Origin of the sequence: Pseudomonas sp. R2-7-07, assembly GCF_003852355.1 — a bacterium.
Classification (GTDB): Bacteria; Pseudomonadota; Gammaproteobacteria; order Pseudomonadales; family Pseudomonadaceae; genus Aquipseudomonas.
Genome location: NZ_CP027759.1, coordinates 315,144 through 341,429, shown reverse-complemented (window position 1 = coordinate 341,429; position 26,286 = coordinate 315,144). Strand labels below are relative to the sequence as shown.

The window sequence follows — 26,286 nt, the reverse complement described above, 5'->3', positions numbered from 1 at the left end:
AACGCCGGATGCCCGCCCCTGCAAATCATCGGTCACTTGGTTGCGGTGCCATCCGGCACAAACACATAACCCACACCCCACACCGTCTGGATATACCGCGGCTTGGAAGGGTCCGGCTCGATCATCCGGCGCAGTCGGGAGATCTGCACGTCGATGGACCGCTCCAGGGCGTCCCATTCTCGGCCACGGGCCAGGTTCATCAGCTTGTCGCGGGTCAGCGGCTGGCGAGCGTTCATCACCAGGGCCTTGAGCACCGCGAATTCGCCGGTAGTGAGCATGTGCACTTCGTCGCCACGCTTAAGCTCGCGGGTCGCCAGGGACAACTCGTAGTCGCCAAAGGTCACGCTTTCGTCTTCGCTGCCCGGCGCACCCGGTACCGACGGGGCCTGGCGGCGCAATACGGCCTTGACCCGCGCCATCAGCTCGTCCGGGTTGAACGGCTTGGCCAGGTAGTCATCAGCGCCCAGTTCAAGACCCTTGATGCGGCTCAGCTCATCACCCTTGGCAGTGAGCATGATGATCGGGATCTGGTTGTTCGCACCGCGCAGACGCTTGCAGGCGGTCAGGCCGTCTTCGCCGGGCAGCATCAGGTCGAGCACGACCAAATTGAACACTTCGCGCCCCAACAGGCGGTCCATCTGCTCGGTGTTCGGCACCGCGCGCGCCCGGTAGCCTTTGGAGTTGAAAAAACGCTCCAGCAGGCTGCTCAGCCCCGGATCGTCGTCAACGATGAGAATTTTTTCGCCTTCAGCAGTTTGTGCAGTGCTGCTCATTAGATGCTCCTCTTATCTCGGCGCGCATTATGGCCTAGCTGCCGTTATACGCACCGTGTGCATTGTTAGCAGATTTTTCCTCTACTGCCAGCCAAGCCGCGCTCTACGACCACTGGCGCAGTAGCCCCCAAGGGCAGAACGCTGGTTATAATGCGGCGCCTTCGTGCAGGGCAACGTCAGATCGTTACCGTTTACTGCCAGGCTTTTTTTACCCGCTTGTCGTGTTTTTTCGATTTCGAGGGTCAACAGACTGTCTCTTGACCCAGGCAGCGGCGCCAGTCGGGCCGCTCAACCAGCCTCGCAAAGCCTTGTGTTTCGGGCCTGCGAGCTGCTTTTCAGAATTTCAGGTGGTTTTATGGACAGCATCAACAGCCGCATCGCCGAGGAACTCGGTGTACGCCCACAACAGGTCGAAGCGGCCGTCGCGCTACTGGATGAAGGCTCCACGGTGCCTTTCATCGCCCGTTACCGAAAAGAAGTGACCGGCAGCCTTGACGACATCCAGCTGCGGCACCTGGAAGAACGCCTGCGTTACCTGCGAGAACTCGACGAGCGGCGTATCAGCATCCTGGCCAGCATCCAGGAACAGGGCAAGTTGACTCCGCAATTGGAACGCGACATCAAGCTCGCCGACACCAAGACCCGCCTCGAAGACCTTTACCTGCCGTATAAACAGAAACGTCGCACAAAGGGCCAGATCGCCCTGGAAGCGGGCCTGGGCGACCTGGCCGACGGCCTGTTCAATGACCCGTCGCTCACCCCGGAAACCGAAGCCGCGCGCTTTGTCGACGCGCAAAAAGGCGTCGCCGATATCAAGGCTGCCCTGGAAGGCGCCAAGTACATCCTGATGGAGCGCTTCGCGGAAAACGCCAGCCTGCTGGAAAAACTGCGTACCTACCTGAAACAGGAAGCCATCCTCAGCGCCCGCGTCATCGCCGGCAAAGAGGAAGAAGGCGCCAAGTTCCGCGATTACTTCGAACACGACGAGCCCCTCAAGAGCATGCCGTCCCACCGCGCCCTGGCGATTTTCCGTGGCCGTAACGAGGGCATTCTCAGCTCCGCGCTGAAAGTCGGCGACGAGCTGCCGGGCACCATGCACCCGTGCGAGGGCATGATCGGTCAACAATTCGGCATTCAGAATCAGAATCGTCCTGCGGACAAGTGGCTCAGTGAGGTCGTGCGCTGGACCTGGAAGGTCAAGCTCTATACCCACCTGGAAACCGACCTGCTCGGCGAGCTGCGCGACGGCGCCGAAACCGAGGCGATCAACGTATTCGCCCACAACCTGCATGACCTGCTGCTGGCCGCTCCGGCGGGCCCACGCGCCACCCTGGGCCTGGACCCGGGCCTGCGCACCGGCTGCAAGGTCGCGGTGGTCGACGCCACCGGCAAGCTGCTCGACCACGCCACCGTCTACCCGCACGTACCGCACAACAAGTGGGACCAGACCCTCGCCATCCTGGCCGCCCTGTGCGCCAAGCACGCCGTGGACCTGATCGCCATCGGCAACGGCACCGCCAGCCGCGAAACTGATAAGTTGGCCGCCGAGCTGATCAAAAAATACCCGGCCCTGAAGATGACCAAGGTCATGGTCTCCGAGGCAGGCGCTTCGGTGTACTCGGCCTCGGAACTGGCGTCCAAGGAGTTCCCGGACCTCGATGTGTCGATCCGCGGCGCCGTGTCGATTGCCCGTCGCCTGCAGGACCCACTGGCCGAACTGGTGAAGATCGATCCTAAATCCATCGGCGTCGGCCAATACCAGCACGACGTGTCGCAGCTCAAGCTGGCGCGTGGCCTGGATGCTGTGGTGGAAGACTGCGTGAACGCCGTGGGTGTGGACGTGAACACCGCTTCCGTGGCGCTGCTCGCACGTATTTCTGGCCTCAACGCTACCCTGGCGCAGAATATCGTGACTCACCGCGACGAGAACGGCGCTTTCAAAACCCGCGCCGCGCTGAAAAAGGTCGCGCGTTTGGGCGAGAAAACCTTCGAGCAAGCCGCCGGTTTCCTACGCGTGATGAACGGCGATAACCCGCTGGATGCCTCTGCGGTTCACCCGGAAGCCTATCCGCTGGTGCAACGAATCGCTGCCGAAACCGACCGCGACATCCGCTCGCTGATCGGCGACGCGGCGTTCCTCAAGCGCCTGGACCCGAAGAAGTACACCGACGAAACCTTCGGCGTACCGACCATCACCGACATCCTGCAAGAGCTGGAAAAACCCGGCCGCGACCCGCGCCCCGAATTCAAGACCGCCGAATTCCAGGACGGTGTCGAAGACCTCAAGGATCTGCAACTGGGCATGATCCTCGAAGGCGTGGTGACCAACGTGACCAACTTCGGCGCCTTCGTGGATATCGGTGTGCATCAGGACGGTTTGGTGCATATCTCTGCGCTTTCGGAGAAATTCATCAAGGATCCCCGCGAAGCGGTGAAGGCCGGTGACGTGGTCAAGGTCAAGGTGATGGAAGTCGACATCCCACGTAAACGCGTGGGCCTGTCGATGCGCATGAGCGACACCCCCGGCGAGAAAATCGACGGCGCCCGTGGTGCTCGTCCTGGCTCGGCCCCGCGCTCGTCGCAGAACACCGCGCCGCGCAAGGAAACCGCGACAGCCGCACCGAGCAACAACGCCATGGCTTCGCTGTTCGCCAACGCCAAACAGTTGAAGAAGCGCTGATGGAGATTCCGGCCGGTTTGACCCAGAGCGCGTTCAGCGAACTGATCGGCTGCCGCCTGCAGCGCCTGGATGAGGGCGTTGCCGAGGTGGCCCTGAGCCTGGAGCCGCGTTTGCGCAATCGCGGCGGCAAGCTGCATGGCGGCGCGATTTTCAGCCTGGTGGACATCACCATGGGCCTGGCCTGCTCCAGCGCCCATGGGTTCGACCAGCAGAGCGCGACCATCGAGTGCAAAATCAACTATATCCGCGCCGTGGAAGACGGTGACGTACTGTGCACCAGCCGGGTGATTCACGCCGGCAGGCGCACATTAGTAGTCGAAGCCGACGTGTACCAGGGCGACAGACTTGTCGCAAAAGCACAGGGCACGTTCGCTGTCCTATAGCTCCCCGCCCATGATTTGAGTTAATTTCGGCGCTGTGACAACAGCGTCGGAATTTTCTCGCTGCGCTGTAGCCCAATTCATGGAGTGAAGTCGGCATATTCAGAGCGGGTCAAATCGACTCAGAACCAGGCGATCACGCCAGTTTCAACTTCACCCTTGTAGACCGTCTTGCCCACCCCCATATTGGGGCGACTGACGCGTGAAGGAATCCAACTTGAGCGAACTTCTCAACCGCCGCCTGGCTCTGCTCGGCAAGCGCGAACACCTCTCCCTGCTAGAGCACTGCCTGCATGGCATCGAGCGTGAATGCCTGCGCGTCACCAGCGAGGGCCGCCTGGCCCAGACGCCGCATCCGGAAGCCCTGGGCGCCGCGTTGACTCACGAACAGATCACGACCGACTACTCGGAATCGCTGCTGGAGTTCATCACCCCCGCGCTGCCCAACCCGGCCGATACCCTGAGCAGCCTGGACAAGATCCACCGCTTTGCCTACACCAAGCTGGGCAGCGAGTACCTGTGGAGCCCCTCGATGCCGTGCCCGTTGCCGGCCGAGGAAGATATTCCGATTGCCTACTACGGCACCTCCAATATCGGGCAGCTCAAGTACGTTTATCGCAAGGGCCTGGCCCTGCGCTACGGCAAGACCATGCAGTGCATTGCCGGTATCCACTACAACTTCTCGCTGCCGGAACAGCTGTGGCCGCTGCTCAAGGAAGCCGAAGGGTTTGTCGGCACTGACCGCGACTATCAGTCCACCGCCTATATCGCGCTGATCCGTAACTTCCGGCGCTACAGCTGGCTGTTGATGTACCTGTTCGGTGCGTCGCCGGCCCTGGACGCCGGCTTCCTGCGCGGTCGCTCGCACCAGCTTGAAGTGCTCGACGCCGACACCCTGTACCTGCCGTACGCCACCAGCCTGCGCATGAGCGACCTGGGTTACCAGAGCAACGCCCAGGCTGGCCTGACGCCGTGCTACAACGACCTGGCCAGCTACACCGACAGCCTGCGCGAAGCGGTGGCAACGCCCTACGCGCCCTATGTCGCAGTCGGCACGCACAAGGACGGTGAATGGGTGCAGCTCAACACCAACATCCTGCAGATCGAAAACGAGTACTACTCCAACATCCGCCCCAAGCGCGTGACCTATACCGGCGAACGGCCGATCCAGGCCCTGATGGCGCGAGGCATCCAGTACATCGAAGTGCGCTGCCTGGACATCAACCCATTCCTGCCGATGGGCATAGATCTTCCAGAGTCGCGCTTTCTCGATGCGTTCCTGCTGTATTGCGCGCTGAATGACAGCCCGCTGTTCGCCAATAATGAATGTGGGAATGCCACCTCCAACTTCCTCAGCGTGGTCAAGGAAGGTCGCCGTCCGGGCCTGCAATTGCAGCGTGAGGGCCAAGCGGTGGATATGAAAGAGTGGGCCACCGAGCTGCTGGAACACATCGCCCCCCTGGCCGCCCTGCTCGATGCAAGCCACGGCATCACTGAGCACAGCCAGGCACTGGACGCGCAGTTGGCGAAGGTCAATGACCCGTCACTGACGCCGTCGGCTCAGGTGCTGGCAGCGATGGCCGAGCGCAAGGAAAGCTTTGCGCAGTTCTCCCTGCATCAGAGCGAGGTGCATGCTGAGTATTTCCGCAAGGAGCCGCTTCCCGCTGAGGAACAGGCGCGCTTTGAGGAACTGGCGCGGACGTCGCTGGCCCAGCAGGCGGAGCTTGAGCAAAACGAAGTGGGCGATTTCGATGTGTTCGTGGGGTCGTACCAGGCGAGTATTCTGGCGATCAGTAACTGATTAAACGCCGAAGCTGCTTTAAAAATGTGGGAGGGGGCTTGCCCCCGATAGCAGAGTGTCAGTCGACCGATCAGTGACTGATCCACCGCTATCGGGAGCAAGCCCCCTCCCACATTTGCTCTCTGTGCATTCAAATTCACGGTTACTTCTGTAACTAAGCTAATTCGAAAATGTTATTTATTTTCGGATTCTTAGATCATTTAGTCTCCTCACACGCCGACCCCCGGCCGCCTGATCGAGGAGCTTCCCTTTGAAACTGCTGACCCCCCTGCGCTTGCTGGCGGCGTTGTCCCTGGCCGGTGCCAGCCTGTTTGCCCAGGCGGCGGATGTGACCGTCGCGTACCAGACCACCGTCGACCCGGCGAAAGTCGCCCAGGCCGATGGCGCCTATGAAAAAGCCACCAATGCCAAAATCGACTGGCGCAAATTCGACAATGGCGCCGATATCATCGCCGCCATCGCCTCGGGCGACGTGCAGATCGGTTACCTCGGTTCCAGCCCGTTGACCGCCGCAATCACCCGCAACGTACCGGTGCAGACCTTCCTCGTCGCCACCCAGATCGGCGGTGCCGAAGCCCTGGTGGCGCGCGAGGGTTCGGGGATAAACAGCCCGCAGGACCTGATCGGTAAAAAGATCGCCGTGCCGTTCGTGTCCACCGGTCACTACAGCCTGCTGGCCGCGCTGAAGCATTGGAACATCGACCCCTCGAAAGTGACCATCCTCAATCTCGCACCGCCCGCCATCATCGCCGCCTGGAAGCGCGGTGACATCGATGCCACCTATGTGTGGGACCCGGCCCTGGGCGTAGCCAAAGAAAACGGCAAGGTGTTGATCACCTCCGGCGAGCTGGCCAAGTTCGGTGCACCGACCTTCGATGCCTGGATCGTGCGTAAGGATTTTGCCGAGAAGCATCCAGAAATCGTCACCGCCTTCGCCAAAGTCACCCTGGATGCCTACGCGGCTTACCGCAAAGACCCACAAGCCTGGCTCGCCGACAAAGGCAACGTCGACAAACTGGTGAAGCTCTCCGGTGCCAAGGCCAGCGACATTCCGTTGCTGCTGCAAGGCAACGTCTACCCGCTGGCCGCTGACCAGGTCACCCTGCTGGGCGCGCCGACCACCAAGGCCGTCACCGACACTGCGGCGTTCCTCAAGGAACAGGGCAAGGTCGATGCCGTGCTCCCAGACTACGCCCCTTACATCAGCGCCAAATTCATCACTAACTGAGGAGTTCATCGCGATGGCCTTGCTACAGCTGGAGCGCATCAGCGCACAGTACCCAGGCGCTCCGGAACCGGTACTGGCGGATATTTCACTCGAGCTTGGGCCCCAGCAATTGCTGGTGGCCCTCGGCCCGTCCGGCAGTGGCAAGACTTCGCTGTTGAACCTGATTGCCGGCTTTGTCGAGCCCTCGGCCGGGCGCATCACCCTCGATGGCGTGCCGGTCAAGGGGCCCAGCGCCGAGCGCGGCGTGGTGTTCCAGGACGATGCCCTGCTGCCCTGGCAGGACGTACTGGCCAACGTCGCCTTCGGCCTGGAACTGGCCGGCGTGCCCAAGGCGCAACGTGAAGTGCGCGCCCGGGAAATGCTCGCGCTGGTGGACCTGGGCGGTTTCGACAGCCGCCGCATCTGGCAACTCTCCGGCGGCCAGAAGCAACGCGTCGGCCTTGCCCGCGCCTTGGCGGCCGACCCTCGTGTATTGCTGATGGACGAGCCTTTCGGCGCCCTCGATGCCTTCACCCGCGAACAGATGCAGGAACTGCTGCTGCAAGTCTGGCGACGCACGGCCAAGCCGGTGTTCCTGATCACCCATGACATCGAAGAAGCGGTGTTCCTTGCCACCGACTTGATCCTGCTGGCACCCAACCCCGGCCAGATCGTCGAGCGCCTGCACCTGGACTTCGGCCAACGCTACGCGGCGGGCGAATCGGCACGGGCGATCAAGTCCGACCCGCGCTTTATCGAAACCCGCGAACACGTGCTGGGCAAAGTGTTCTCGCAACGGCAGGTGTGCGCATGAGCAGCTACGAATTCGCCGCCACGGCGGCCAAGCCGGTGACACACGCCGTCATTCCATTACGCCGCCGCGTGAGCACGCGCTGGATCAGCCTGTTGACCCTGTTGGCCTTGCTGGCTATCTGGTGGGCCGTGACCGCCACCGGCTTGATCGAGCCGCTGTTCCTGCCGCCGCCCTCTGCCGTGTTGCAAAAAGGCTGGTTGCTGGCGACTACGGGGTATATGGATTCCACCTTGTGGCAGCACCTGGGCGCGAGCCTCAGCCGCATCGGCCTGGGTTTGGGCTTTGCGGTGCTGACGGCCGTGCCGGTGGGCATCGCCATCGGTGCCAACCGTATGGCCCGTGGCATTCTCGATCCGCTGATCGAGTTTTACCGGCCGATCCCGCCGCTGGCCTATCTGCCGTTGATCGTGATCTGGTGCGGCATCGGCGAGCTGTCCAAAGTGCTGCTGATTTACCTGGCGATCTTTGCGCCGATCACCATCGCCACCGCGACCGGCGTACGCACGGTCGACCCGGCCAAGTTGCGCGCCGCACAGTCGCTCGGCGCGACCCGGGCCCAGTTGATTCGGCATGTGATCCTGCCCAGCGCCCTGCCCGACATCCTCACTGGCGTGCGCATCGGCCTGGGTGTGGGGTGGTCGACCCTGGTGGCCGCCGAGCTGATCGCCGCCACCAGCGGCCTGGGCTTCATGGTGCAGTCGGCGGCGCAGTTTCTGGTCACTGACGTCGTGGTCCTGGGCATCCTGGTGATCGCGCTGATCGCCTTCGCCATGGAAATGGGCCTGCGCGCCCTGCAGCGTAAATTGGTGCCGTGGCATGGCCAGGCACACTGAGTGATGATGAATAAATGAGCAGCCTGACCGTTACCCCACTAAGCATCGCACTCGGCGCCCAGATCAGTGGCGTCGATATCACCCAGACACTGAGCGCCGAACAGCGCGACGCCATCGAACACGCCCTGCTCAAGCATTCGGTGCTGTTCTTCCGGGACCAGCCGATCACCCCGCAGCAACAGGCACGGTTCGCGGCGAATTTCGGCGACCTGCACATCCACCCGATCTACCCCAATGTGCCGGAACAGCCCGAAGTGCTGATCCTCGACACGGCGGTCACCGATGTGCGTGATAACGCCGTATGGCACACCGACGTGACCTTCCTGCCCACGCCAGCCCTGGGCGCGGTGCTCAGCGCCAAACTGCTGCCGGCGTTCGGTGGCGATACCTTGTGGGCCAGTGGGATTGCGGCTTATGAAGCGCTGTCCGAGCCATTCAAAGCATTGCTCGATGGGCTGACTGCCACCCATGACTTCACCCAGTCTTTCCCACTGGAGCGCTTTGGCAACACCGCCGACGACCGAGCCCGTTGGGAAGAAGCCCGCCAAAAAAACCCACCCCTGTCGCACCCGGTGATCCGCACGCACCCGGTGAGCGGGCGTAAATCGCTGTTCGTCAGCGAAGGCTTCACCACCCGGATCAATGAACTGGAATCGGCTGAAAGCGCGGCGATTCTCAAACTATTGTTCGCCCATGCCACACGCCCGGAATTCACCATCCGCTGGCGCTGGCAGGAAAATGACGTGGCGTTCTGGGACAACCGCGTGACCCAGCATTACGCGGTGGATGACTACCGGCCGCAGCGGCGGGTGATGCACCGGGCAACCATCCTGGGCGATGTGCCGTTCTGAGTCATACACACTTCAAGCAACACTGAGGACCAAATGTGGGAGGGGGCTTGCTCCCGATAGCGGTGGGTCAGTCACTGTATCTATTGACTGATCCACTGCCATCGGGAGCAAGCCCCCTCCCACACTTTTAACCCAGCTGTGTCAGGTCATTCAGCGGTGGATGGTTTTTCCCACAAGTTGATTCCGCCTTCCAGGGCAAACCGATCAATCTCCGCCAGTTCCTCCGCACTGAAGCTCAGGTTCTTCAACGCCCCAACGTTCTCGATGATCTGCTCCGGCCGGCTGGCACCGATCAGCGCGCTGGTCACCCGTGGATCACGCAGGGTCCAGGCCAGCGCCATTTGCGCCAGGCTCTGGCCGCGACGCTGGGCGATTTCGTCGAGGGCACGGACATGGGCGATGTTGGCGTCGGACAGGTGCTTGGCCTGCAACGAACCGCCACCTGGGCGGTTGACTCGTGCGTCGGCCGGCACGCCGTTGAGGTACTTGTCGGTGAGCAAACCCTGGGCCAACGGTGTGAACGCAATCACCCCGGCGCCGAGTTCTTCGGTGGTGTCGAGCAGGTCTTTTTCCACCCAGCGGTTGAGCAGGTTGTAAGCCGGTTGGTGAATCAACAGCGGCACTTTCCACTCGTTGAGCAGCGCTGCCATCTCACGGGTTTTTACGCCGGAGTAGGACGAGATACCGATGTACAACGCCTTGCCCTGCTGCACGGCGGTGGCCAGCGCACTGGCGGTTTCTTCCAGCGGCGTGTCGGCGTCGAAACGGTGCGAATAGAAAATATCCACATAGTCGACGCCCAGGCGTTGCAGGCTCTGGTCCAGGCTCGCCAGCACGTATTTACGCGAACCGCCGCCCTGGCCATAGGGGCCGGGCCACATGTCCCAACCGGCCTTGCTGGAGATGATCAGCTCGTCGCGGTAGTGCTTGAAGTCTTCGCGCAGCAACCGGCCGAAGTTGATCTCGGCGCTGCCGTAGGGCGGGCCGTAGTTATTGGCCAGGTCGAAGTGGTTGATGCCTAAGTCGAACGCGGTGCGCAGCAGGGCGCGCTGGGTGGCGATCGGGGTGCTGTCGCCAAAGTTGTGCCACAACCCCAGGGACAGTGCCGGCAGCACCAACCCACTGCGGCCTACGCGGCGATAAGGGATAGATTCATAGCGGTTTTCGGCAGCAATGTACGTCATCGAATCCTCTCTGGGCTTGGGGCAGATAAGGCCTGGGAATAAGGTTATTCCCAGGCCTTATCTGCCTGCTGAATCGCTTAAGTCTGCCTCTGTCTTTTACAGCAATTTTCCGCCAGGGTGGAATTGGATACTCCACGACACTGTCACGCTCCACTCGCCGGTCATGCCCTGCGCGGTACGCATGTCATCGCCTTGAGCGGATGAAGTCAGCGGGCATTTTCGAAAATTTCAGCGAGCCAGTCGACGAATACGCGCACCCTCGGCGAGAGATGTCGATTGTGCGGGTAAAGCACGGAAACCGGCATCGACGGCGGCGGCGTTTCTTTTAGAATTTCACGCATTACCCCCTGCTCGATCAGCTCGGCCATGCGGTAATGCGGGCACTGGATAATGCCCAACCCAGCCACCGCACTGGCAGAGTAAATTTCCGCGCCAAACACCGACAGCGCATTCTCGATAGCGACTTCCCGCAGCGCGCCTTCGACCATGAATTCGAACGGAAACAACTTGGCCGTGGTGCGCGAAACGTAGTTCACCGCGCGATGCCGACTCAGGTCAGCCAGGCTCTCAGGCTCGCCGTAGGTGCGCAGGTAGGCGGGGCTGGCGCAGGTGACTTGGCGCAAGGTCGCCACCCGCCGGCCGATCAGCGCGGAGTCGCCCAAGCTGCCTGCGCGCAGCACGCAATCCACCCCTTCGCTGATCAGGTCGACAAAGCGATCCGCCTCGCTGATGGACAGCTCGATCTGCGGGTAACGCGCCATGAATTGCGGCAACGCCGGTATCACAAAGTACTTGGCCAGGGTGCCGTGCAGATCCACTCGCAAACGGCCCTTGGGCGCCACGCTGCGAAAAGCCAGTTCAGCCTCTTCGAGTTCGGCGAGCAGGTGCACGCACCGCTGGTAATAGGCCTCGCCATCCAGGGTCGGACGCACGCGTCGAGTGCTGCGCTCCAGCAGGCGCGTGCCCAGCCAGGCTTCGAATTGATTGAGGGTGTGGGTCAACGTCGCACGCGGCAGATTCAGGTCGTCGGCCGCCAGCGTGAAGCTTGAGCGTTCGTAGATGCGTACGAACACCTTCATCGCTTTGACCTGATCCATTTTGCGTCTCCATTGTTGGCGATAATTGAACAGTCAAGGCAACTTTGGCGCATTTATCGGCTTGGGTAAACATGTGAATCTGCTTCCACACCCCCAACTTCAAGGAAACCGAATCATGAAAACTCAAGTCGCAATCATCACCGGCGCTTCCCGCGGTATCGGCGCGGTAGTCGCCAGGCAACTGGCCGCCGAGGGTTACGCCGTGGCCATCAACTACGCCAGCAGCGCGACCGAGGCATCCAGGCTGGTCGTAGAACTGCGCCAGGCAGGGTACCAAGCCATAGCGATTCAAGGCGACGTGGCCAAGCCTGCCGACATCAAGCGGCTGTTCGATGAAACCGAGGCGCAACTGGGCAAGGTGGATGTATTGGTCAACAACGCCGGCATTCTCAAGGCAATGCCCCTGGCCCAGCACAGCGATGAGCTCTACAACCAGAATTTCGATATCCACACCCGGGGCACCTTCAACGCCCTGCGTGAAGCCGCCACACGCCTGAATGACGGCGGGCGAATCGTCAATTTTTCCAGCAGCACCGTCGGCCTTAACTTCCCCGGTTACGCGGTGTACATCGCCAGCAAGGCGGCGGTGGAGTCCTTGACCCAGGTATTTGCCAAGGAAATGCGCGGGCGTGGCATCACCGTCAACGCCGTCGCCCCTGGCCCGGTCGCCACCGAGTTGTTCCTGCACGGCAAGAGCGAAGAACAGATCCAGGGCCTGGCCAAGATGGCGCCGTTGGAGCGCCTCGGCCAACCGGAAGATATCGCCCGCACGGTGGCTTTCCTGGTTAGCCCGGCCGCCAGCTGGGTCAACGGGCAAATCCTGCGCGCCAATGGCGGCCTTGTTTAATTCGCTGATCCTATCGGAGGAGTTGCATTCATGAACCACGCAAACAGCGCTGCCCAACCTCGCAGTCAATCGAAATGGGCGTTTACCCTGGCCACTGCTATCGCGGCCGTCATGGCGGCCGTGGCTGCGGGTACCAGCGGAATGTTGACCTTGCCGGTCTGGGCGATGTTCGTCGGATGGGTGGCATTTTTCAGCCGCGGGCTGACCCTGCGCCACGGCTTGGCCAACCTCGGATGTGTATGGATGGGCATTGCCTTCGGTCTGTTGGCGGCCCTGGGCATCGGGGCCTTGAACCCCGCACTCGGTGCGTGGGCACTGCCGACGGTGGTGTTTATCGTGGCAATGGTCGTGGTATCGCTGCGCGCCGTGCCGGTGATGAACAACATCCTGAGCTATTTCCTCGGCCTGATCGCGTACTTCGCCTCGCATCTGGAGCCATCGCTGGAAAGCGTCGCTGAGTTGGGCGGCGCCAGCAGCCTCGGTGCCTTCGCCGGCTGGCTCTCACACGCCGTGCAGCAACGCCTTGCACGCCACGCCTGAATCTCCATTTTTAAAGGTCAATGCCATGAAATCCATCATCCTGATTACCGGTGCGTCCAGCGGTTTCGGCGCCCTTACCGCTCGCGCCCTGGCCGATGCCGGCCACACCGTTTACGCCAGCATGCGTGAAACCCTGGGGCGCAACGCGCCGCAGGTGGCCGAGGTAGAGCGTTACGCCGCCGAACACAGCGTGGACTTGCGCAGTGTCGAGCTGGACGTGGCATCCAGTGACTCCGTGGAGGCAGGCGTCGCCAGGATCGTCGCGGACTGTGGCCGCCTGGATGTGATCATCCACAACGCCGGGCATATGTCATTCGGCCCGGCAGAAGCTTTCAGTCCTGAACAGTTCGCCCAGCTGTACGACATTAACGTGTTGAGCACCCAGCGGGTCAACCGCGCCGCACTGCCGTACCTGCGCAAACAAGGCAAAGGCCTGGTGCTGTGGGTGTCGTCCAGCAGCGCACGTGGCGGCACCCCGCCGTTTCTTGCGCCGTACTTCGCGGCCAAGGCGGCGATGGATTCCCTGGCGGTTTCCTATGCCAGTGAACTGAGTCGGTGGGGGGTTGAAACGTCGATCATCGTGCCGGGTGCTTTTACCAAGGGCACCAACCACTTTGTGCACTCCGGCAAACCCGCTGACCAAGCCCGTGCGAGCGAGTACGAAGACGGCCCCTACGCCGGCGTGGCGGATACCGCCCTGCAAGGCCTGGCGGCGCTGGAACCGGCGGATGCCGATGTGCGCGAGGTGGCGCGGGCGATTGTCGAGGTTGTCGGCCTGCCCTTTGGTACGCGCCCGTTTCGTCGGCATATCGACCCTTCCGAAGACGGCTGTGAAGTGGTCAACGGCGTGGCAGACCGAGTGCGCGCAGAGATGTTTCGTCGTATCGGCCTGCAGGACCTGCTGAAACCGGCTGCACATTGAAAAATGGCTGGCGGGTCGATCTCTGCAGGAGCGAGCTGTCTCGCGAGAAAAACGCCAGGACAACGCGGGCATCCAGCATGCCCGCATTCCCGTTAACGTCCCTCGCCAGCCAGTTCGCTTCTGCTAGCGCACCAGGTGCAGGAACTGCAGATGCCGCTCGTACTGGTCGAGGATGTCGTTGATGATCTGCTCCTTGGTGTAGCCCACCAGGTCGTAGTCCTGGCTGCCCTCACGCAAGTGCACTTCCGCCCGATAATAGCGGCGATTGTTGAGCTGTTTGGACCCCATGCCGCCGCGCGCAAACGAGGGCGTGAAATAGCCGCGCATCTGCACCTGGTAAACGAACGGATGCTCTTCGCCGTGGCCGATTTCCAGGCTGACGCTGTCGTTGGACGGGTCAGGCTGGGTGACGACGTTGAGGCCTTTTTCGACAAACACTGCCGTCACTTCTTCGATCGCCGGACGTACCGTGGTCTCAAGGAAGCGGTACACCTCATCCCGCGACGGGAAATGCACGGCCTGACTCAAACGCTGGCGCCAACCGCCCGTGCCCTTGCGTGAGCCCGACACCGGCGCCAACGAATGCAACTGGGCGATCTGCTTTTGCGATTCGAGGTAGAACGCCTTGTGCAGCCCCCACATCATCAGCAACAGGATCAGCGAGAACGGCAGCGAAGTCAGCACCACCGCGGACTTCAACGAATCGATACTGCCGGCAAACAGCAAGGCGCTGGTGACCAGGGCGGTCATTGCGCCCCAGAACACGCGTAGCCATTTCGGCCCGTCTTCATCGGCGTTGCCGCCCTTGGACGACAGCGTCGACAGCACCACGGTGCCGGAATCGGCCGAGGTCACGAAGAATACAAAGCTGATGAACACCGTGACCGCAATCACGGTTTTACTCCACGGGTAGGTTTCCAGCAGCAGGTACAGGCTCATCGACGGTTCATCGATGGCGGACTGGCCCAGCGCGGTCATGCCATGGTTGAGCACCTGGTCGATGGCGCTGTTGCCGAAGATCGACATCCACGCCAGGGTGAAACCCAGCGGGATCAGCAGCACGCCAAACACGAATTCGCGGATGGTGCGGCCACGGGAGATCCGTGCGATGAACAGGCCCACAAACGGCGACCATGCGATCCACCACGCCCAGTAGAACACCGTCCAGCCACCCAGCCAGTCGCTGGGTTTGTCGTACGCGTACACATCGAAACTCTTGGTCGGCAAGGCCCCCAGGTAGTCCCCGATGTTCTGGATCAAGGTGTTGAGCAAATGCTGGGTGGGCCCGGCAAACAACACAAACAGCAGCAGCGCGCAGGCCAGCAGCATGTTGATGTCGGACATCACCCGCACACCCTTGTCGACACCGGCCACGGCGACGATGATCGCCGCGCCCATCATCAAGGTGATCAAGCCCACCTGGATCCACTGCGTATGGGCAATACCGAACAGGTAATCCAGGCCGGAATTGAGGTGCAGCACGCCAAAACCCATGTCGGCGCCCAGGCCGAACACCGTGGCGATGATGCCGAAGCCATCCACCGCGTAACCGATCGGGCCATTGATGCGCTTGCCGATCAATGGGTACAGCGCCGAACGCAGCGCCAGCGGCAGGTTATGCCGGTAGGCGAAATACGCCAGGGCCATGCCGACAAACGCGAACACGCCCCAGCCGTGCAGGCCCCAGTGCAGGAACAGGATCTGCATGGCCTGGCGCGCCGCGTCGGCATTCAGCGCCTCGCCCTGGGGCGGTTGCACCAGGTGGGTCAACGGCTCGGACACGCAAAAGAAGAACAGCGTGATGCTGATCCCGGCGGCGAACAGCATGCCGGCCCAGGACAGGTAACTGAATTCGGGCTCGTCGTGGTCGGCACCGAGTTTTATCTTGCCGTAGCCCGATAACGCGGTGACCACCACGAAGACCAGATACAGGGTCATCGCCAGCATGTAGTACCAGCCGACCGTATTGGCCGCCCAGTTTTGCGCCGCCAGCAGCCAGGCACCGGCCTGTTGCGGGATAGCGATGACAGTGATGCCGAACAGCAGAATAGCCGTGGCGGCAAAGTAGAAGACGGGCGCATTCATGCGCACCTGACCGCTGGACGGGGTAGATGATGCACTCATGAACCATGCACCCCCGAGGTGTGAAATGTGGCTGTCAATAACGGACTCAGCAAAGGTAAGCCTCCTGTTGTGAGCGGGCAGCGAACCACCGGTTTAACTTGAACGAACGTTCAAGTTAAACATGGATAGGCGGTTTGGGACTAATTTCGGGGCCGAGTGGTAGGTGATTCCTACACTAGCTTAGGGATTGGTATGACGCGTGAGGTGCGGAATTCGTTCAGCAATGACGGGATGATTTTGGAATGCAGTCAAACATGTGGGAGGGGGCTTGCTCCCGATAGCAGTGGGTCAGCCAGCACATGTATGGCTGGTCCACCGCTATCGGGAGCAAGCCCCCTCCCACAGGGGATTTGCGCAGGTTCGTTACTTTTGCGCGCCATCATCATGCTGCAAATTCGCCTGGGTAATATTCGCCCCGGCCGGCACGCTGCGGGTCAGCCACACATTACCGCCAATGGTCGAACCCTGGCCGATGGTAATCCGCCCCAGAATCGTAGCGCCGGCGTAGATCACCACATCGTCCTCCACAATAGGGTGGCGCGGATGGCCTTTCTGCAATTGCCCATCTTCATCCGCGGGGAAGCGCTTGGCGCCCAATGTCACCGCCTGGTAGATGCGCACCCGCTCGCCGATGATCGCCGTCTCGCCAATCACCACGCCGGTCCCGTGGTCGATGAAGAAACTCGGGCCGATCTGCGCGCCGGGATGGATATCGATACCGGTGGCCGAATGAGCGATTTCCGCGCTGATCCGCGCCAGCAGGGGCAAACCGGCGCGGTACAGATGATGGGCCAGGCGATGGTGGATCACCGCCAGGATGCCGGGGTAGCACAGCAGCACCTCATCCACGCTCCGCGCGGCCGGGTCTCCGTGGTAGGCGGCCAGTACGTCGGTGTCCAGCAGGCTGCGCAACGCCGGCAAGGCCAGGGCGAAATCCTGGATCAGGCGAATGGCCTGGGCGTCGACCTCACGGTCATCCTGGCCGCCCTGGCGCGCGGCGTAGCGCAACTCCAGGCGGGCCTGGGCGAGCAAGGCGTTAAGGGCGACGTCGAGGGTATGCCCGACGTAGAAGTCTTCACTTTCTTCGCGCAGGTCCACCGGGCCCAGGCGCATCGGGAACAGTGCGCCGCACAAGGCTTCGAGAATCTGCGCCACCGCCTGGCGAGACGGTAATTCGCGGCCTCCATGTTCGCCACTCAAGCGGCCATTGCGCGTTCGCCACTGGTCCCGGGCGCTGCGCAGTTGGCTGACGATGGTCTGTAGTTGCCAATGGCTGGAACGCTCGCTCAAAGGGGTTTGCTCCTGAATAGGGGGGCGCAGCGGCAAGCTGCAAGCTGCAAGCTGCAAGCTGCAAGCAAACCGCGATCAACTTGCAGCTTGCCGCTCACAGCTTGCCCCTGAAAAGACACCCACTCTACGACATGCACTGAAAGCAGCCTTAATAACCAATTATCCCAAACATATAACCCCAGCCCATAAGCGATTGGCGGTTGCCCGATGAAAAGTGCCTGCCTATAGTCGCCCCATCACTCAGCCACCGTGCATAGCCATGATCAAACAACAGCTCGACCGCTTTAACCGTCTGGAACTGTTGGGCGGCGCCACCGCCTTGGAAAAACTCGAGCGGCTGTCGACCTGGCTGGGCAGGGATATCTACGTCAAGCGCGACGACACCACCCCACTGGCCATGGGTGGCAATAAATTGCGCAAACTTGAATACCTCGCCGCTGACGCCATCGCCCAGGGCGCCGATACCCTGATCACCGCCGGCGCTATCCAGTCCAACCATGTGCGCCAGACCGCCGCGCTGGCCGCCAGGCTCGGCCTGGGCTGCGTCGCCCTGCTGGAAAACCCCACCGGCACCGAAGACCCCAACTACCTGGGCAACGGCAACCGCCTGTTGCTGGAGCTGTTCGACGCCAAGGTGGAGCGGGTGGAAAACCTCGACCATGCCGACGACCAACTCAACGCCCTCGCCGACCGCCTGCGCAGCAACGGCAAGAAGCCCTACCTGGTGCCTATCGGCGGCTCGAACGCCCTCGGTGCGTTGGGGTATGTGCGCGCGGGCCTGGAGCTGGCGGCGCAGATCGAAGACAGCGGCCTCGACTTTGCGGCGGTGGTACTAGCCTCCGGCAGCGCAGGCACCCACAGCGGCCTGGCACTGGCGTTGAGCGAAGCGCTGCCGAACCTGCCGGTGATCGGCGTCACCGTGTCGCGCACCGACGAAGCCCAACGCCCGAAAGTGCAAGGCCTGGCCGAGCGCACGGCCGAACTGCTCGGCATGCAGGTGCCGGAAGCCTTCAAGGTGATCCTGTGGGATGAATACTTCGGCCCGCGTTATGGCGAGCCGAATGCGGGTACGTTGTCGGCGATCAAACTTCTGGCCAGCCAGGAAGGTCTGTTGCTCGACCCGGTCTACACGGGCAAGGCCATGGCCGGCCTGCTGGACGGTATCGGGCGCCAGCGTTTCGCAGACGGGCCGATCATTTTCCTGCATACCGGCGGAGCGCCGGCGTTGTTTGCGTACGATTCGGTGTTCAACTGACTGAGCGCTGTAAATGTGGGAGGGGGCTTGCTCCCGATAGCGGTGGGTCAGATACAGATAAAGGGACTGTTACACCGCCATCGGGAGCAAGCCCCCTCCCACACTTGACCTCATTGATATTCGAAATATGAATATGAAGTTGGATTTATATTATTTTCAAGTCTTAAAAACCGGCTTTATCATCGCGCCGAAGGCGAAGACGCGCACCGCGCTTTAAGGCAGGATACGGCTACTGCGTCACCGGCTTCGCTCACCATAAAAAACCACAGGGGCTCTTCATGACTATTTCTGTATTGCGTCGCACATTGCTGGTCGGCACATTGGGCTTGGCGCTCGGCGCAGGCATGCTTGGCCAGGCGGTCGCCGGCGAGCAACTGAACACCATCAAGAAAGCCGGCGAGATCAAGATCGGCCTGGAAGGCACCTACCCACCGTTCAGCTTTGTCGATGAAAGCGGCAAGCTCAGCGGCTTCGAGGTGGAGCTGTCCGAGGCGCTGGCCAAGGAGCTGGGCGTCAAGGTCAAGCTGCAAGCCACGCCATGGGACGGCATCCTCGCCGCCCTGGAATCCAAACGCCTGGACGCCGTGGTCAACCAGGTGACGATTTCCGAAGAGCGCAAGAAGAAGTATGACTTCTCCAAGCCCTACACCATTTCCGGTATCCAGGCGCTGACCCTGGCGAAGAATGTCGACAGCATCAAGACCGCCGCCGACCTGGCCGGCAAGAAAGTCGGGGTAGGCCTGGGCACCAACTACGAACAATGGCTCAAGGCCAACCAACCCAAAGCGGAAATCAGGACCTACAACGACGACCCGACCAAATTCCAGGACCTGCGCATCGGCCGCATCGACGCGATCCTGATCGACCGCCTGGCCGCTCTGGAATACGCCAAGAAAGCCAAGGACACCGCCGCTGCCGGCGACGCCTTCTCCCGCCAGGAATCCGGTATTGCCCTGCGCAAGGGCGAGCCTGAACTGCTCGACGCGGTAAACAAGGCCCTCGACAAGCTGCGCGCCGACGGCACCTTGAAGAAGTTGTCCGAGAAGTACTTCAACGCTGACGTCACTCAATAATGGAAGCAGGTTTCCAACTCGCGCTGGACTCCGCGCCCTTTCTGCTCAAGGGCGCGTATTACACGGTGATCCTCAGCCTGGGCGGGATGTTTTTCGGCCTGCTGCTGGGCTTCGGCCTGGCGTTGATGCGCCTGTCGCGCTTCAAGCTGCTGAGTTGGACGGCGCGGGTCTACGTGTCGTTCTTTCGCGGCACGCCCTTGCTGGTGCAACTGTTCCTGATCTACTACGGCTTGCCGCAAGTGGGTATCGAGCTGGACCCGATCCCGGCCGCCATGATCGGTTTTTCGCTGAACATGGCCGCCTACGCCTGTGAAATCCTAAGGGCCGCCATCGCGTCCATCGAGCGTGGCCAGTGGGAAGCCGCCGCGAGTATCGGCATGACCCGTGCGCAGACATTGCGCCGGGCCATCCTGCCGCAAGCCATGCGCACGGCCTTGCCGCCGCTGGGCAACAGTTTCATTTCGCTGGTCAAGGACACGGCGCTGGCCGCCACTATCCAGGTGCCCGAGCTGTTCCGTCAGGCGCAACTGGTCTCGGCGCGCACCTTCGAAATTTTCACCATGTATCTGTCCGCAGCCCTGATCTATTGGATCCTGGCGAGCATCCTGGCGCATCTGCAAAATCGTCTGGAAGACCGGGTCAACCGGCATGACCTGGAGTCTTGAAGCATGATCGTGGTTGAAAAGCTGACCAAACAATTCAACGGCCAGGTGGTGCTCAACGGTATCGACCTGGAGGTCAAGGCCGGCGAAGTCGTGGCCATCATCGGCCCCAGCGGTTCCGGCAAGACCACCTTCCTGCGCTGCCTGAATTTTCTCGAAGAACCCACCAGCGGCCGCATCAAGGTGGGCGACATCGAGATCGACAGCAGCAAGCCACTCAACCAGCAACAGGGCCTGGTGCGACGCCTGCGCCAGCACGTCGGGTTTGTCTTCCAGAACTTCAACCTGTTCCCCCACCGCACCGCGCTGGAAAACGTCATCGAAGGCCCGATCGTGGTCAAGAAGATGCCACGCGAAGCGGCGACCGAACTGGGCCGCAAGCTACTGGCCAAAGTCGGCCTGGCGGGCAAGGAGGCGGCTTATCCTCGGCGCTTGTCCGGTGGGCAGCAACAGCGTGTGGCGATCGCTCGGGCGCTGGCCATGGAGCCGGAGGTCATCCTGTTCGACGAACCCACCTCGGCCCTCGACCCCGAACTGGTGGGTGAAGTGCTGGCGACCATCCGCAGCCTGGCCGAAGAAAACCGCACCATGGTGATCGTCACCCACGAGATGAGCTTTGCCCGGGATGTGGCCAACCGTGTGATCTTTTTCGACAAGGGCGTGATCGTCGAACAGGGTGAAGCCAAGGCGCTGTTCGCCAATCCCAGGGAAGAACGCACCCAGCAGTTCCTGAGCAAGTTTCTCGCTCATTGACCCAGCTTTTTGTGGCGAGCGGGCTTGCTCGCCACAAAAAGCCGCTCCTACACCGAATCGCCATTGCCGCCGGTAAAACATCACGCTGCGCCCCTCTTGAAATACCCCTTCCAGTCAGACCCTTCTGAATATCCTCCAACCCGCCGTTTAGCCTTTTGCCGCCATTGACGCCCCCGGCCCAACCCTCTTATCTAGCGTCCAGAGGATTGGATCCTATCCCGGCTACTCACTGAATCGTTCTTTCGGCCCCTTTGCGCACCCGCGCCCAGGCCCGGAACGATTGCTGCTGGCTGCATCAAGGAGATCACTTATGACGCACACTACAACCCCGGCCATGCTGACCGCACCCACCCTGCCCCAAGCCGTTCGAAACGGCATCAGTGCCCACGCGGCTGCCCAATTGCAGGTCGACATCGCGCCTTACCCCGGCATGGAAGAAGGCGACCTGATCGAGCTGTTCTGGAACAACTGCTTTGCCGCCTCACGCCGGGTGACGGCCGGCAAAATCGGCACGCCTACCCACCTGCGAGTGCCGGAAAGTTTTGTACAGGATGGCCCGGCGCGGGTGCATTACCAGATCATGCAGATCGGCCACGGCCCGGCGCGCTCGGCCACCACCCAGGTCCGGGTCAAAACCAACTACCCGGGCGGCGCGCCGTCGGCCCTGTATAGCGACGAAAACCAGAACCTCGCGCCGGTCAGCCTGCCCGAGACCATCCGCCGCCAGGGCGTCAACAGTCGCCAGGTGCAACGCGGAATTCCGCTGAGCATCGAGCCGTACGCGAACATGGCCAGTGGCGATGCCATCACGCTGCGCTGGGGTGACGTGCGCATGGACCTGCCGAACATCCAGGCCAGGGACGTCGGCCTGGCGGTGCAGGTCTGGGTGCCTTCGACAGTCATTATCGAAGGCGGTGACGACTGCCGCCTGGAGGTGACGTACTGCATCCTGGACCGCGTCGGCAACAATTCGCGCTGGGCGCCAGCCCGCACCTTGCGCATCGCCGCCTGGGTTCCCACGCCCCCTGGTGCAGCCAAGGACGTGTATCAACCCCGGCCTTTCGGCTCTCCCTGCGAACCGGGGTGACGCGCCTTCTATGCATATTCCTAAAAGTTAGTTTATTTAAAAAATAAACACGCTTAGGGTATATGCACCGGACCACCGGACATTCCTGATTGTTTTGTTTTTATTTCATTGAATGCGAGGTCGGTATGGTCAGAATTACCCCGGTGCATAACGCCAGGGCATTACGTGCAGCCAAGGAGCGGCGCTGATGTCTAACTTGGCTCTAACACCCCTCCAGAGTGATCTGGACGTAGCCCCACTGTTGTTGCCGGCCACGGTGCTGCGCAACGACGCCCAGGCGCTGAGCGCCGCCCATGAGCTGGCCGACGCCGCGCGCCTGCAAGCCGCCAAGCGCGACCAGCAACGCCAATTGCCCTGGGCGCAGGTCGAACAGTTCACCCGCAGCGGCTTGGGCAGCATTTCCATTCCCCGTGAATACGGCGGTCCGCAGGTTTCATTCGTCACCCTGGCCGAGGTTTTCGCGATCATCAGCGCGGCCGACCCGGCCCTGGGGCAGATCCCGCAGAACCATTTCGGCATCCTGCACCTGTTGCAAAACACCGCCAGCGAGCGCCAGAAAAAGCAGCTGTTCCAGAGCGTGATCGACGGTTGGCGCATCGGCAATGGCGGTCCGGAACGCGGCACCAAAGATACCCTGGAGCTCAAGGCGCGTATCACTGCCGAGGGTGACGGCTACGTGGTCAGCGGCCAGAAGTTCTACTCCACCGGCGCTCTGTTTGCCCACTGGGTGGCCATCAAAGCGCTCAACGACGACGGCAAGCAAGTCATGGCGTTCGTGCGCCGTGGCAGCGAAGGGCTGCGCATCGTGGATGACTGGTCGGGCTTTGGCCAACGCACCACCGCCAGCGGCACCGTGCTGCTTGACCGGGTGCCGGTGGACGCAGAGCTGGTGGTGGACAACTGGCGCCTGGGCGAAAGCCCGAATATCCAGGGTGCCGTCTCGCAATTGATCCAGGCGGCCATCGACGCCGGTATTGCCCGTGGCGCCCTGGACGACACCATCGCCTTTGTACGTGAACGCTCGCGCCCGTGGATCGACGCCAAGGTCGAACGGGCCAGCGACGACCTGTATGTGATCGCGGACATCGGCAAGCTGAAAATCGAACTGCACGCCGCCGAGGCGCTGTTGCGCAAGGCTGGCCAGGTGCTGGACCAGGTCAGCGCTGCGCCGATCACCGCGCAGTCCGCTGCACGCGCGTCGATCGCCGTCGCCGAAGCCAAGGTACTCACCACTGAGGTGGCGTTGCTGGTCAGTGAAAAACTCTTCGAGCTGGCCGGCAGCCGCGCCACCCTCGCCGAATTCAACCTTGACCGGCACTGGCGCAATGCGCGGGTCCACACGCTGCATGACCCGGTGCGCTGGAAGTATCACGCCATCGGCGCCTATCGCCTGAACGGCACTCTGCCGGCTCGCCATTCCTGGATCTGACCGACCAGACATCTGGAGAACATCATGACTTTCTCTCACCCCGTCGCGGTCATCACCAGCGACGAACAAGCCCTTGTTGTCGCCAGCGACCTGGCTGAAGACTTGCGCCGCGACAGCGCCCAGCGCGACCGCGAGCGCCGCCTGCCGCTGGCCGAGCTGGACGCCTTTTCGCGCTCCGGCCTGTGGGGCATCAGCGTGCCCAAGGCCTACGGCGGCGCTGGTGTGTCCAACGTCACCCTGGCCAAGGTCATCGCCTTGATCGCCCAGGCGGATGCGTCCCTGGGACAGATTCCGCAAAACCATTTCTATGCCTTGGAAGTGCTGCGCGTGAATGGCAGCCCGGCCCAGCAACGCAGCCTGTATGCAGAAGTATTGGCCGGCCAGCGTTTCGGCAACGCCTTGGCGGAATTGGGCACGAAAACCGCTCATGACCGCGTCACCAAAATTACCCGCGACGGTGATGGCTTCCGTATCAGCGGCCGCAAGTTCTATTCCACCGGCGCGATCTACGCCCAGCGCATCCCCACCTCGGTGGTGGATGAACATGGGGTTCAGCAACTGGCCTTCGTGCCCCGCGACAGCGCGGGCCTGAGCGTGATTGACGACTGGAGCGGCTTCGGCCAGCGCACCACCGGCAGCGGCTCAGTGGTGTTCGACAACGTGTGGGTGGCGGCGCAGGACGTGATCCCGTTCCAGAGCGCTTTCGAACGCCCGACCACCGTCGGCCCCTTGGCGCAGATTCTTCATGCCGCCATCGACACCGGTATCGCCCGCGCCGCCTTCGAAGACGCGTTGCATTTTGTGCGCACCAAGACCCGTCCCTGGATCGACTCGGGCAGCGACAGGGCCACTGATGACCCGCTGACCTTGAAGAGCTTCGGCCACTTGAGCATTCGCCTGCACGCCGCCGAAGCGCTGCTCGAGCGCTCGGGCGAATTTCTCGACCGCGCCCAGGCCGACAGCAATGCCCAGACCGTCGCGGCCGCCTCCATCGCCGTCGCCGAAGTACGCGCCTTGAGCAGCGAAATCTCCCTGGCCGCCGGCAGCACGCTGTTCGAACTGGCCGGCAGCCAGGCGACCCTGGCCGAGCATGGCCTGGATCGCCACTGGCGTAACGCCCGCGTGCACACCCTGCATGACCCGGTGCGCTGGAAATACCACGCGGTGGGCAATTACTACCTCAACGATGAAAACCCGCCGCTGCGGGGGACCATCTGATGAGCAAGAAAAAAATCCTGCTCAATGCCTTCAACATGAACTGCATCGGGCATATCAACCACGGTTTGTGGACCCATCCACGGGACACGTCCACCCAGTACAAGACCCTCGAGTACTGGACTGACCTGGCAAAAATCCTCGAGCGCGGGCTGTTCGACGGTTTGTTTATCGCCGATATCGTCGGCGTGTATGACGTGTACCAAAAGTCCATCGACGTGCCGCTCAAGGAATCGATCCAGTTGCCGGTCAACGACCCGCTCCTGCTGGTCTCGGCCATGGCGGCCGTCACCCGGAACCTCGGCTTCGGCCTCACTGCCAACCTGACCTACGAGCCGCCGTATCTGTTCGCCCGGCGCATGTCCACCCTCGACCACCTGAGCCGGGGCCGGGTGGGCTGGAACATCGTCACCGGCTACCTCGACAGCGCCGCCAAGGCCATGGGGCTGACCGAGCAGGTCGAGCATGACCGTCGCTATGACCAGGCCGATGAATACCTGGAGGTGCTGTACAAACTCTGGGAAGGCAGCTGGGAGGATGACGCGGTGGTCAACGATCCCCAGGCGCGGGTGTATGCGCAGCCGGGCAAGGTGCACAAGGTCGAACACCACGGCGAGTTCTACCAGGTGGAGGGCTATCACCTGTGCGAGCCATCGCCGCAGCGTACGCCGGTGCTGTTCCAGGCCGGCAGTTCGGACCGTGGCCTGCAGTTCGCCGGGCGCCATGCCGAGTGCGTGTTCATCAGCGGGCAGAACAAGGCCGCAACCCGAATCCAGGTGGACAAAGTGCGCGCCAGCGCGGTGGAGGCCGGGCGCAATCCGGATGACATCAAGGTGTTCATGGGCCTGAACGTGATCGTCGGCGCGACCGAGGAACTGGCCTGGGCCAAGCACGCCGAGTATCTCAGCTATGCCAGCGCGGAGGCCGGCGTGGCGCACTTTTCCGCTTCCACGGCGATCGACTTTTCCGAGTACGAACTGGATGAACCGATCCAGTACGTGAAGAGCAACGCCATCCAGTCGGCGACCAAGAACCTGCAGAACAACGACTGGACCCGGCGCAAATTGCTCGAGCAGCACGCCCTCGGTGGGCGCTATATCACGCTGGTGGGGTCGCCCGAGCAGGTCGCCGACGAACTGGAATCGTGGATCAGCGAAACCGGCCTGGATGGCTTCAACCTCACGCGCATTGTGACGCCGGAGAGCTATGTGGATTTCATTGATCTGGTGGTGCCGGAGCTGCAAAAGCGTGGCTCGTACAAGACTGAATATGAGCAGGGAACGTTGCGCGAAAAAGTCTTCCACGGCGCCGCTCGCCTACCCGAACAACACACCGGATCTACCTATCGACACTAACCCCTGTAGGAGCGAGCTTGCTCGCGAAGATCGTTAACGATAACGCGGTGCATCTGGTTTACCGAGGCGCCCTCAAGTTTTTCGCGAGCAAGCTCGCTCCTACAATTGGAAATT

At 61.9% G+C, this 26,286-nt stretch carries 23 protein-coding genes and 1 pseudogene; 19 read left to right on the top strand and 5 right to left on the bottom strand.

What is annotated here, in order from left to right:
* Positions 1-32: 32 nt before the first annotated feature.
* Entirely contained in the window at positions 33-773 is a 741-nt protein-coding gene (gene ompR / locus C4J86_RS01400; protein ID WP_003236035.1) for a two-component system response regulator OmpR, read from the bottom strand.
* Between the two features lie 355 nt (positions 774-1,128).
* Here ompR and C4J86_RS01395 point away from each other — a divergent pair, with 355 nt between their 5' ends.
* The 7 genes from C4J86_RS01395 to tauD all read left to right on the top strand — a co-directional run bounded on the left by C4J86_RS01395 (position 1,129) and on the right by tauD (position 9,339).
* On the top strand, positions 1,129-3,453 hold the full coding sequence (locus C4J86_RS01395; protein ID WP_124369211.1) for a Tex family protein: 2,325 nt from the start codon (positions 1,129-1,131) through the stop codon (positions 3,451-3,453).
* Positions 3,453-3,836 carry a PaaI family thioesterase gene (locus tag C4J86_RS01390; protein WP_124369210.1) on the top strand — a complete coding sequence of 128 codons (384 nt, stop codon included), beginning with the start codon at positions 3,453-3,455 and terminating at the stop codon, positions 3,834-3,836. The genes C4J86_RS01395 and C4J86_RS01390 overlap by 1 nt, the downstream gene beginning before the upstream one ends.
* Before the next feature lie 214 nt (positions 3,837-4,050).
* Positions 4,051-5,634 carry a glutamate--cysteine ligase gene (gene gshA / locus C4J86_RS01385; protein ID WP_124369209.1) on the top strand — a complete coding sequence of 528 codons (1,584 nt, stop codon included), beginning with the start codon at positions 4,051-4,053 and terminating at the stop codon, positions 5,632-5,634.
* Between the two features lie 250 nt (positions 5,635-5,884).
* Positions 5,885-6,862 carry a taurine ABC transporter substrate-binding protein gene (gene tauA, locus C4J86_RS01380; RefSeq protein ID WP_124369208.1) on the top strand — a complete coding sequence of 326 codons (978 nt, stop codon included), beginning with the start codon at positions 5,885-5,887 and terminating at the stop codon, positions 6,860-6,862.
* A 13-nt stretch (positions 6,863-6,875) separates the two neighbouring features.
* On the top strand, positions 6,876-7,655 hold the full coding sequence (gene tauB, locus C4J86_RS01375) for a taurine ABC transporter ATP-binding subunit (RefSeq protein WP_124360790.1): 780 nt from the start codon (positions 6,876-6,878) through the stop codon (positions 7,653-7,655).
* A complete protein-coding gene (gene tauC / locus C4J86_RS01370; RefSeq protein WP_124369207.1) occupies positions 7,652-8,488 on the top strand; it encodes a taurine ABC transporter permease TauC in 837 nt (278 codons plus the stop codon). Before tauB ends, tauC begins: the two co-directional genes overlap by 4 nt.
* A 14-nt stretch (positions 8,489-8,502) precedes the next feature.
* On the top strand, positions 8,503-9,339 hold the full coding sequence (tauD, locus tag C4J86_RS01365; protein WP_124369206.1) for a taurine dioxygenase: 837 nt from the start codon (positions 8,503-8,505) through the stop codon (positions 9,337-9,339).
* Positions 9,340-9,485: 146 nt separating this feature from the next.
* On the opposite strand, the gene mgrA is transcribed toward tauD, so the two are convergent.
* Together mgrA and C4J86_RS01355 are read right to left on the bottom strand one after the other, a co-directional pair.
* Entirely contained in the window at positions 9,486-10,523 is a 1,038-nt protein-coding gene (gene mgrA, locus C4J86_RS01360) for an L-glyceraldehyde 3-phosphate reductase (RefSeq protein WP_124369205.1), read from the bottom strand.
* A 206-nt stretch (positions 10,524-10,729) separates the two neighbouring features.
* Complete coding sequence (locus C4J86_RS01355) at positions 10,730-11,620, bottom strand: LysR family transcriptional regulator (protein WP_124369204.1); 891 nt, start codon at positions 11,618-11,620, stop codon at positions 10,730-10,732.
* 115 nt (positions 11,621-11,735) lie between these two features.
* Here C4J86_RS01355 and C4J86_RS01350 point away from each other — a divergent pair, with 115 nt between their 5' ends.
* From C4J86_RS01350 to C4J86_RS01340, 3 genes are read left to right on the top strand one after another with little or no spacing between them, the layout of a single operon-like run.
* Complete coding sequence (locus C4J86_RS01350) at positions 11,736-12,467, top strand: SDR family oxidoreductase (RefSeq protein WP_124369203.1); 732 nt, start codon at positions 11,736-11,738, stop codon at positions 12,465-12,467.
* Between the two features lie 30 nt (positions 12,468-12,497).
* A complete protein-coding gene (locus C4J86_RS01345) occupies positions 12,498-13,007 on the top strand; it encodes a DUF1097 domain-containing protein (protein ID WP_218567536.1) in 510 nt (169 codons plus the stop codon).
* A 25-nt stretch (positions 13,008-13,032) separates the two neighbouring features.
* Positions 13,033-13,929, top strand: coding sequence for an SDR family oxidoreductase (locus C4J86_RS01340; RefSeq protein WP_124369202.1), 897 nt, complete (start codon positions 13,033-13,035; stop codon positions 13,927-13,929).
* A 123-nt stretch (positions 13,930-14,052) separates the two neighbouring features.
* On the opposite strand, the gene betT is transcribed toward C4J86_RS01340, so the two are convergent.
* Together betT and epsC are read right to left on the bottom strand one after the other, a co-directional pair.
* Positions 14,053-16,014: a choline transporter BetT gene (gene betT, locus C4J86_RS01335; RefSeq protein ID WP_164487677.1), complete on the bottom strand. Its 1,962-nt coding sequence runs from the start codon at positions 16,012-16,014 to the stop codon at positions 14,053-14,055.
* A gap of 402 nt (positions 16,015-16,416) precedes the next feature.
* Positions 16,417-17,343: a serine O-acetyltransferase EpsC gene (gene epsC, locus C4J86_RS01330; protein ID WP_124360785.1), complete on the bottom strand. Its 927-nt coding sequence runs from the start codon at positions 17,341-17,343 to the stop codon at positions 16,417-16,419.
* A gap of 259 nt (positions 17,344-17,602) precedes the next feature.
* Here epsC and C4J86_RS01325 point away from each other — a divergent pair, with 259 nt between their 5' ends.
* From C4J86_RS01325 to C4J86_RS26945, 9 genes and pseudogenes are all read left to right on the top strand, one after another.
* A complete protein-coding gene (locus C4J86_RS01325) occupies positions 17,603-18,598 on the top strand; it encodes a D-cysteine desulfhydrase (protein WP_124369201.1) in 996 nt (331 codons plus the stop codon).
* Between the two features lie 278 nt (positions 18,599-18,876).
* Positions 18,877-19,671, top strand: coding sequence for a cystine ABC transporter substrate-binding protein (tcyJ, locus tag C4J86_RS01320; RefSeq protein WP_124369200.1), 795 nt, complete (start codon positions 18,877-18,879; stop codon positions 19,669-19,671).
* Positions 19,671-20,336: a cystine ABC transporter permease gene (gene tcyL, locus C4J86_RS01315; RefSeq protein WP_003187646.1), complete on the top strand. Its 666-nt coding sequence runs from the start codon at positions 19,671-19,673 to the stop codon at positions 20,334-20,336. The genes tcyJ and tcyL overlap by 1 nt, the downstream gene beginning before the upstream one ends.
* A 3-nt stretch (positions 20,337-20,339) precedes the next feature.
* Positions 20,340-21,086, top strand: a complete 747-nt coding sequence (gene tcyN / locus C4J86_RS01310) for an L-cystine ABC transporter ATP-binding protein TcyN (RefSeq protein WP_124360781.1) — start codon at positions 20,340-20,342, stop codon at positions 21,084-21,086.
* Positions 21,087-21,396: 310 nt separating this feature from the next.
* A complete protein-coding gene (locus C4J86_RS01305) occupies positions 21,397-22,173 on the top strand; it encodes a hypothetical protein (protein ID WP_124369199.1) in 777 nt (258 codons plus the stop codon).
* Positions 22,174-22,360: 187 nt separating this feature from the next.
* Positions 22,361-23,602 carry an SfnB family sulfur acquisition oxidoreductase gene (locus C4J86_RS01300; protein WP_124369198.1) on the top strand — a complete coding sequence of 414 codons (1,242 nt, stop codon included), beginning with the start codon at positions 22,361-22,363 and terminating at the stop codon, positions 23,600-23,602.
* Between the two features lie 24 nt (positions 23,603-23,626).
* Complete coding sequence (locus C4J86_RS01295; RefSeq protein ID WP_124369197.1) at positions 23,627-24,820, top strand: SfnB family sulfur acquisition oxidoreductase; 1,194 nt, start codon at positions 23,627-23,629, stop codon at positions 24,818-24,820.
* Entirely contained in the window at positions 24,820-26,172 is a 1,353-nt protein-coding gene (locus C4J86_RS01290) for an LLM class flavin-dependent oxidoreductase (protein WP_124369196.1), read from the top strand. The genes C4J86_RS01295 and C4J86_RS01290 overlap by 1 nt, the downstream gene beginning before the upstream one ends.
* Positions 26,154-26,279: pseudogene (locus C4J86_RS26945) on the top strand (outer membrane lipoprotein carrier protein LolA); the annotation flags it as partial. The gene C4J86_RS01290 and the pseudogene C4J86_RS26945, both read left to right, overlap by 19 nt.
* Positions 26,280-26,286 lie beyond the last annotated feature (7 nt).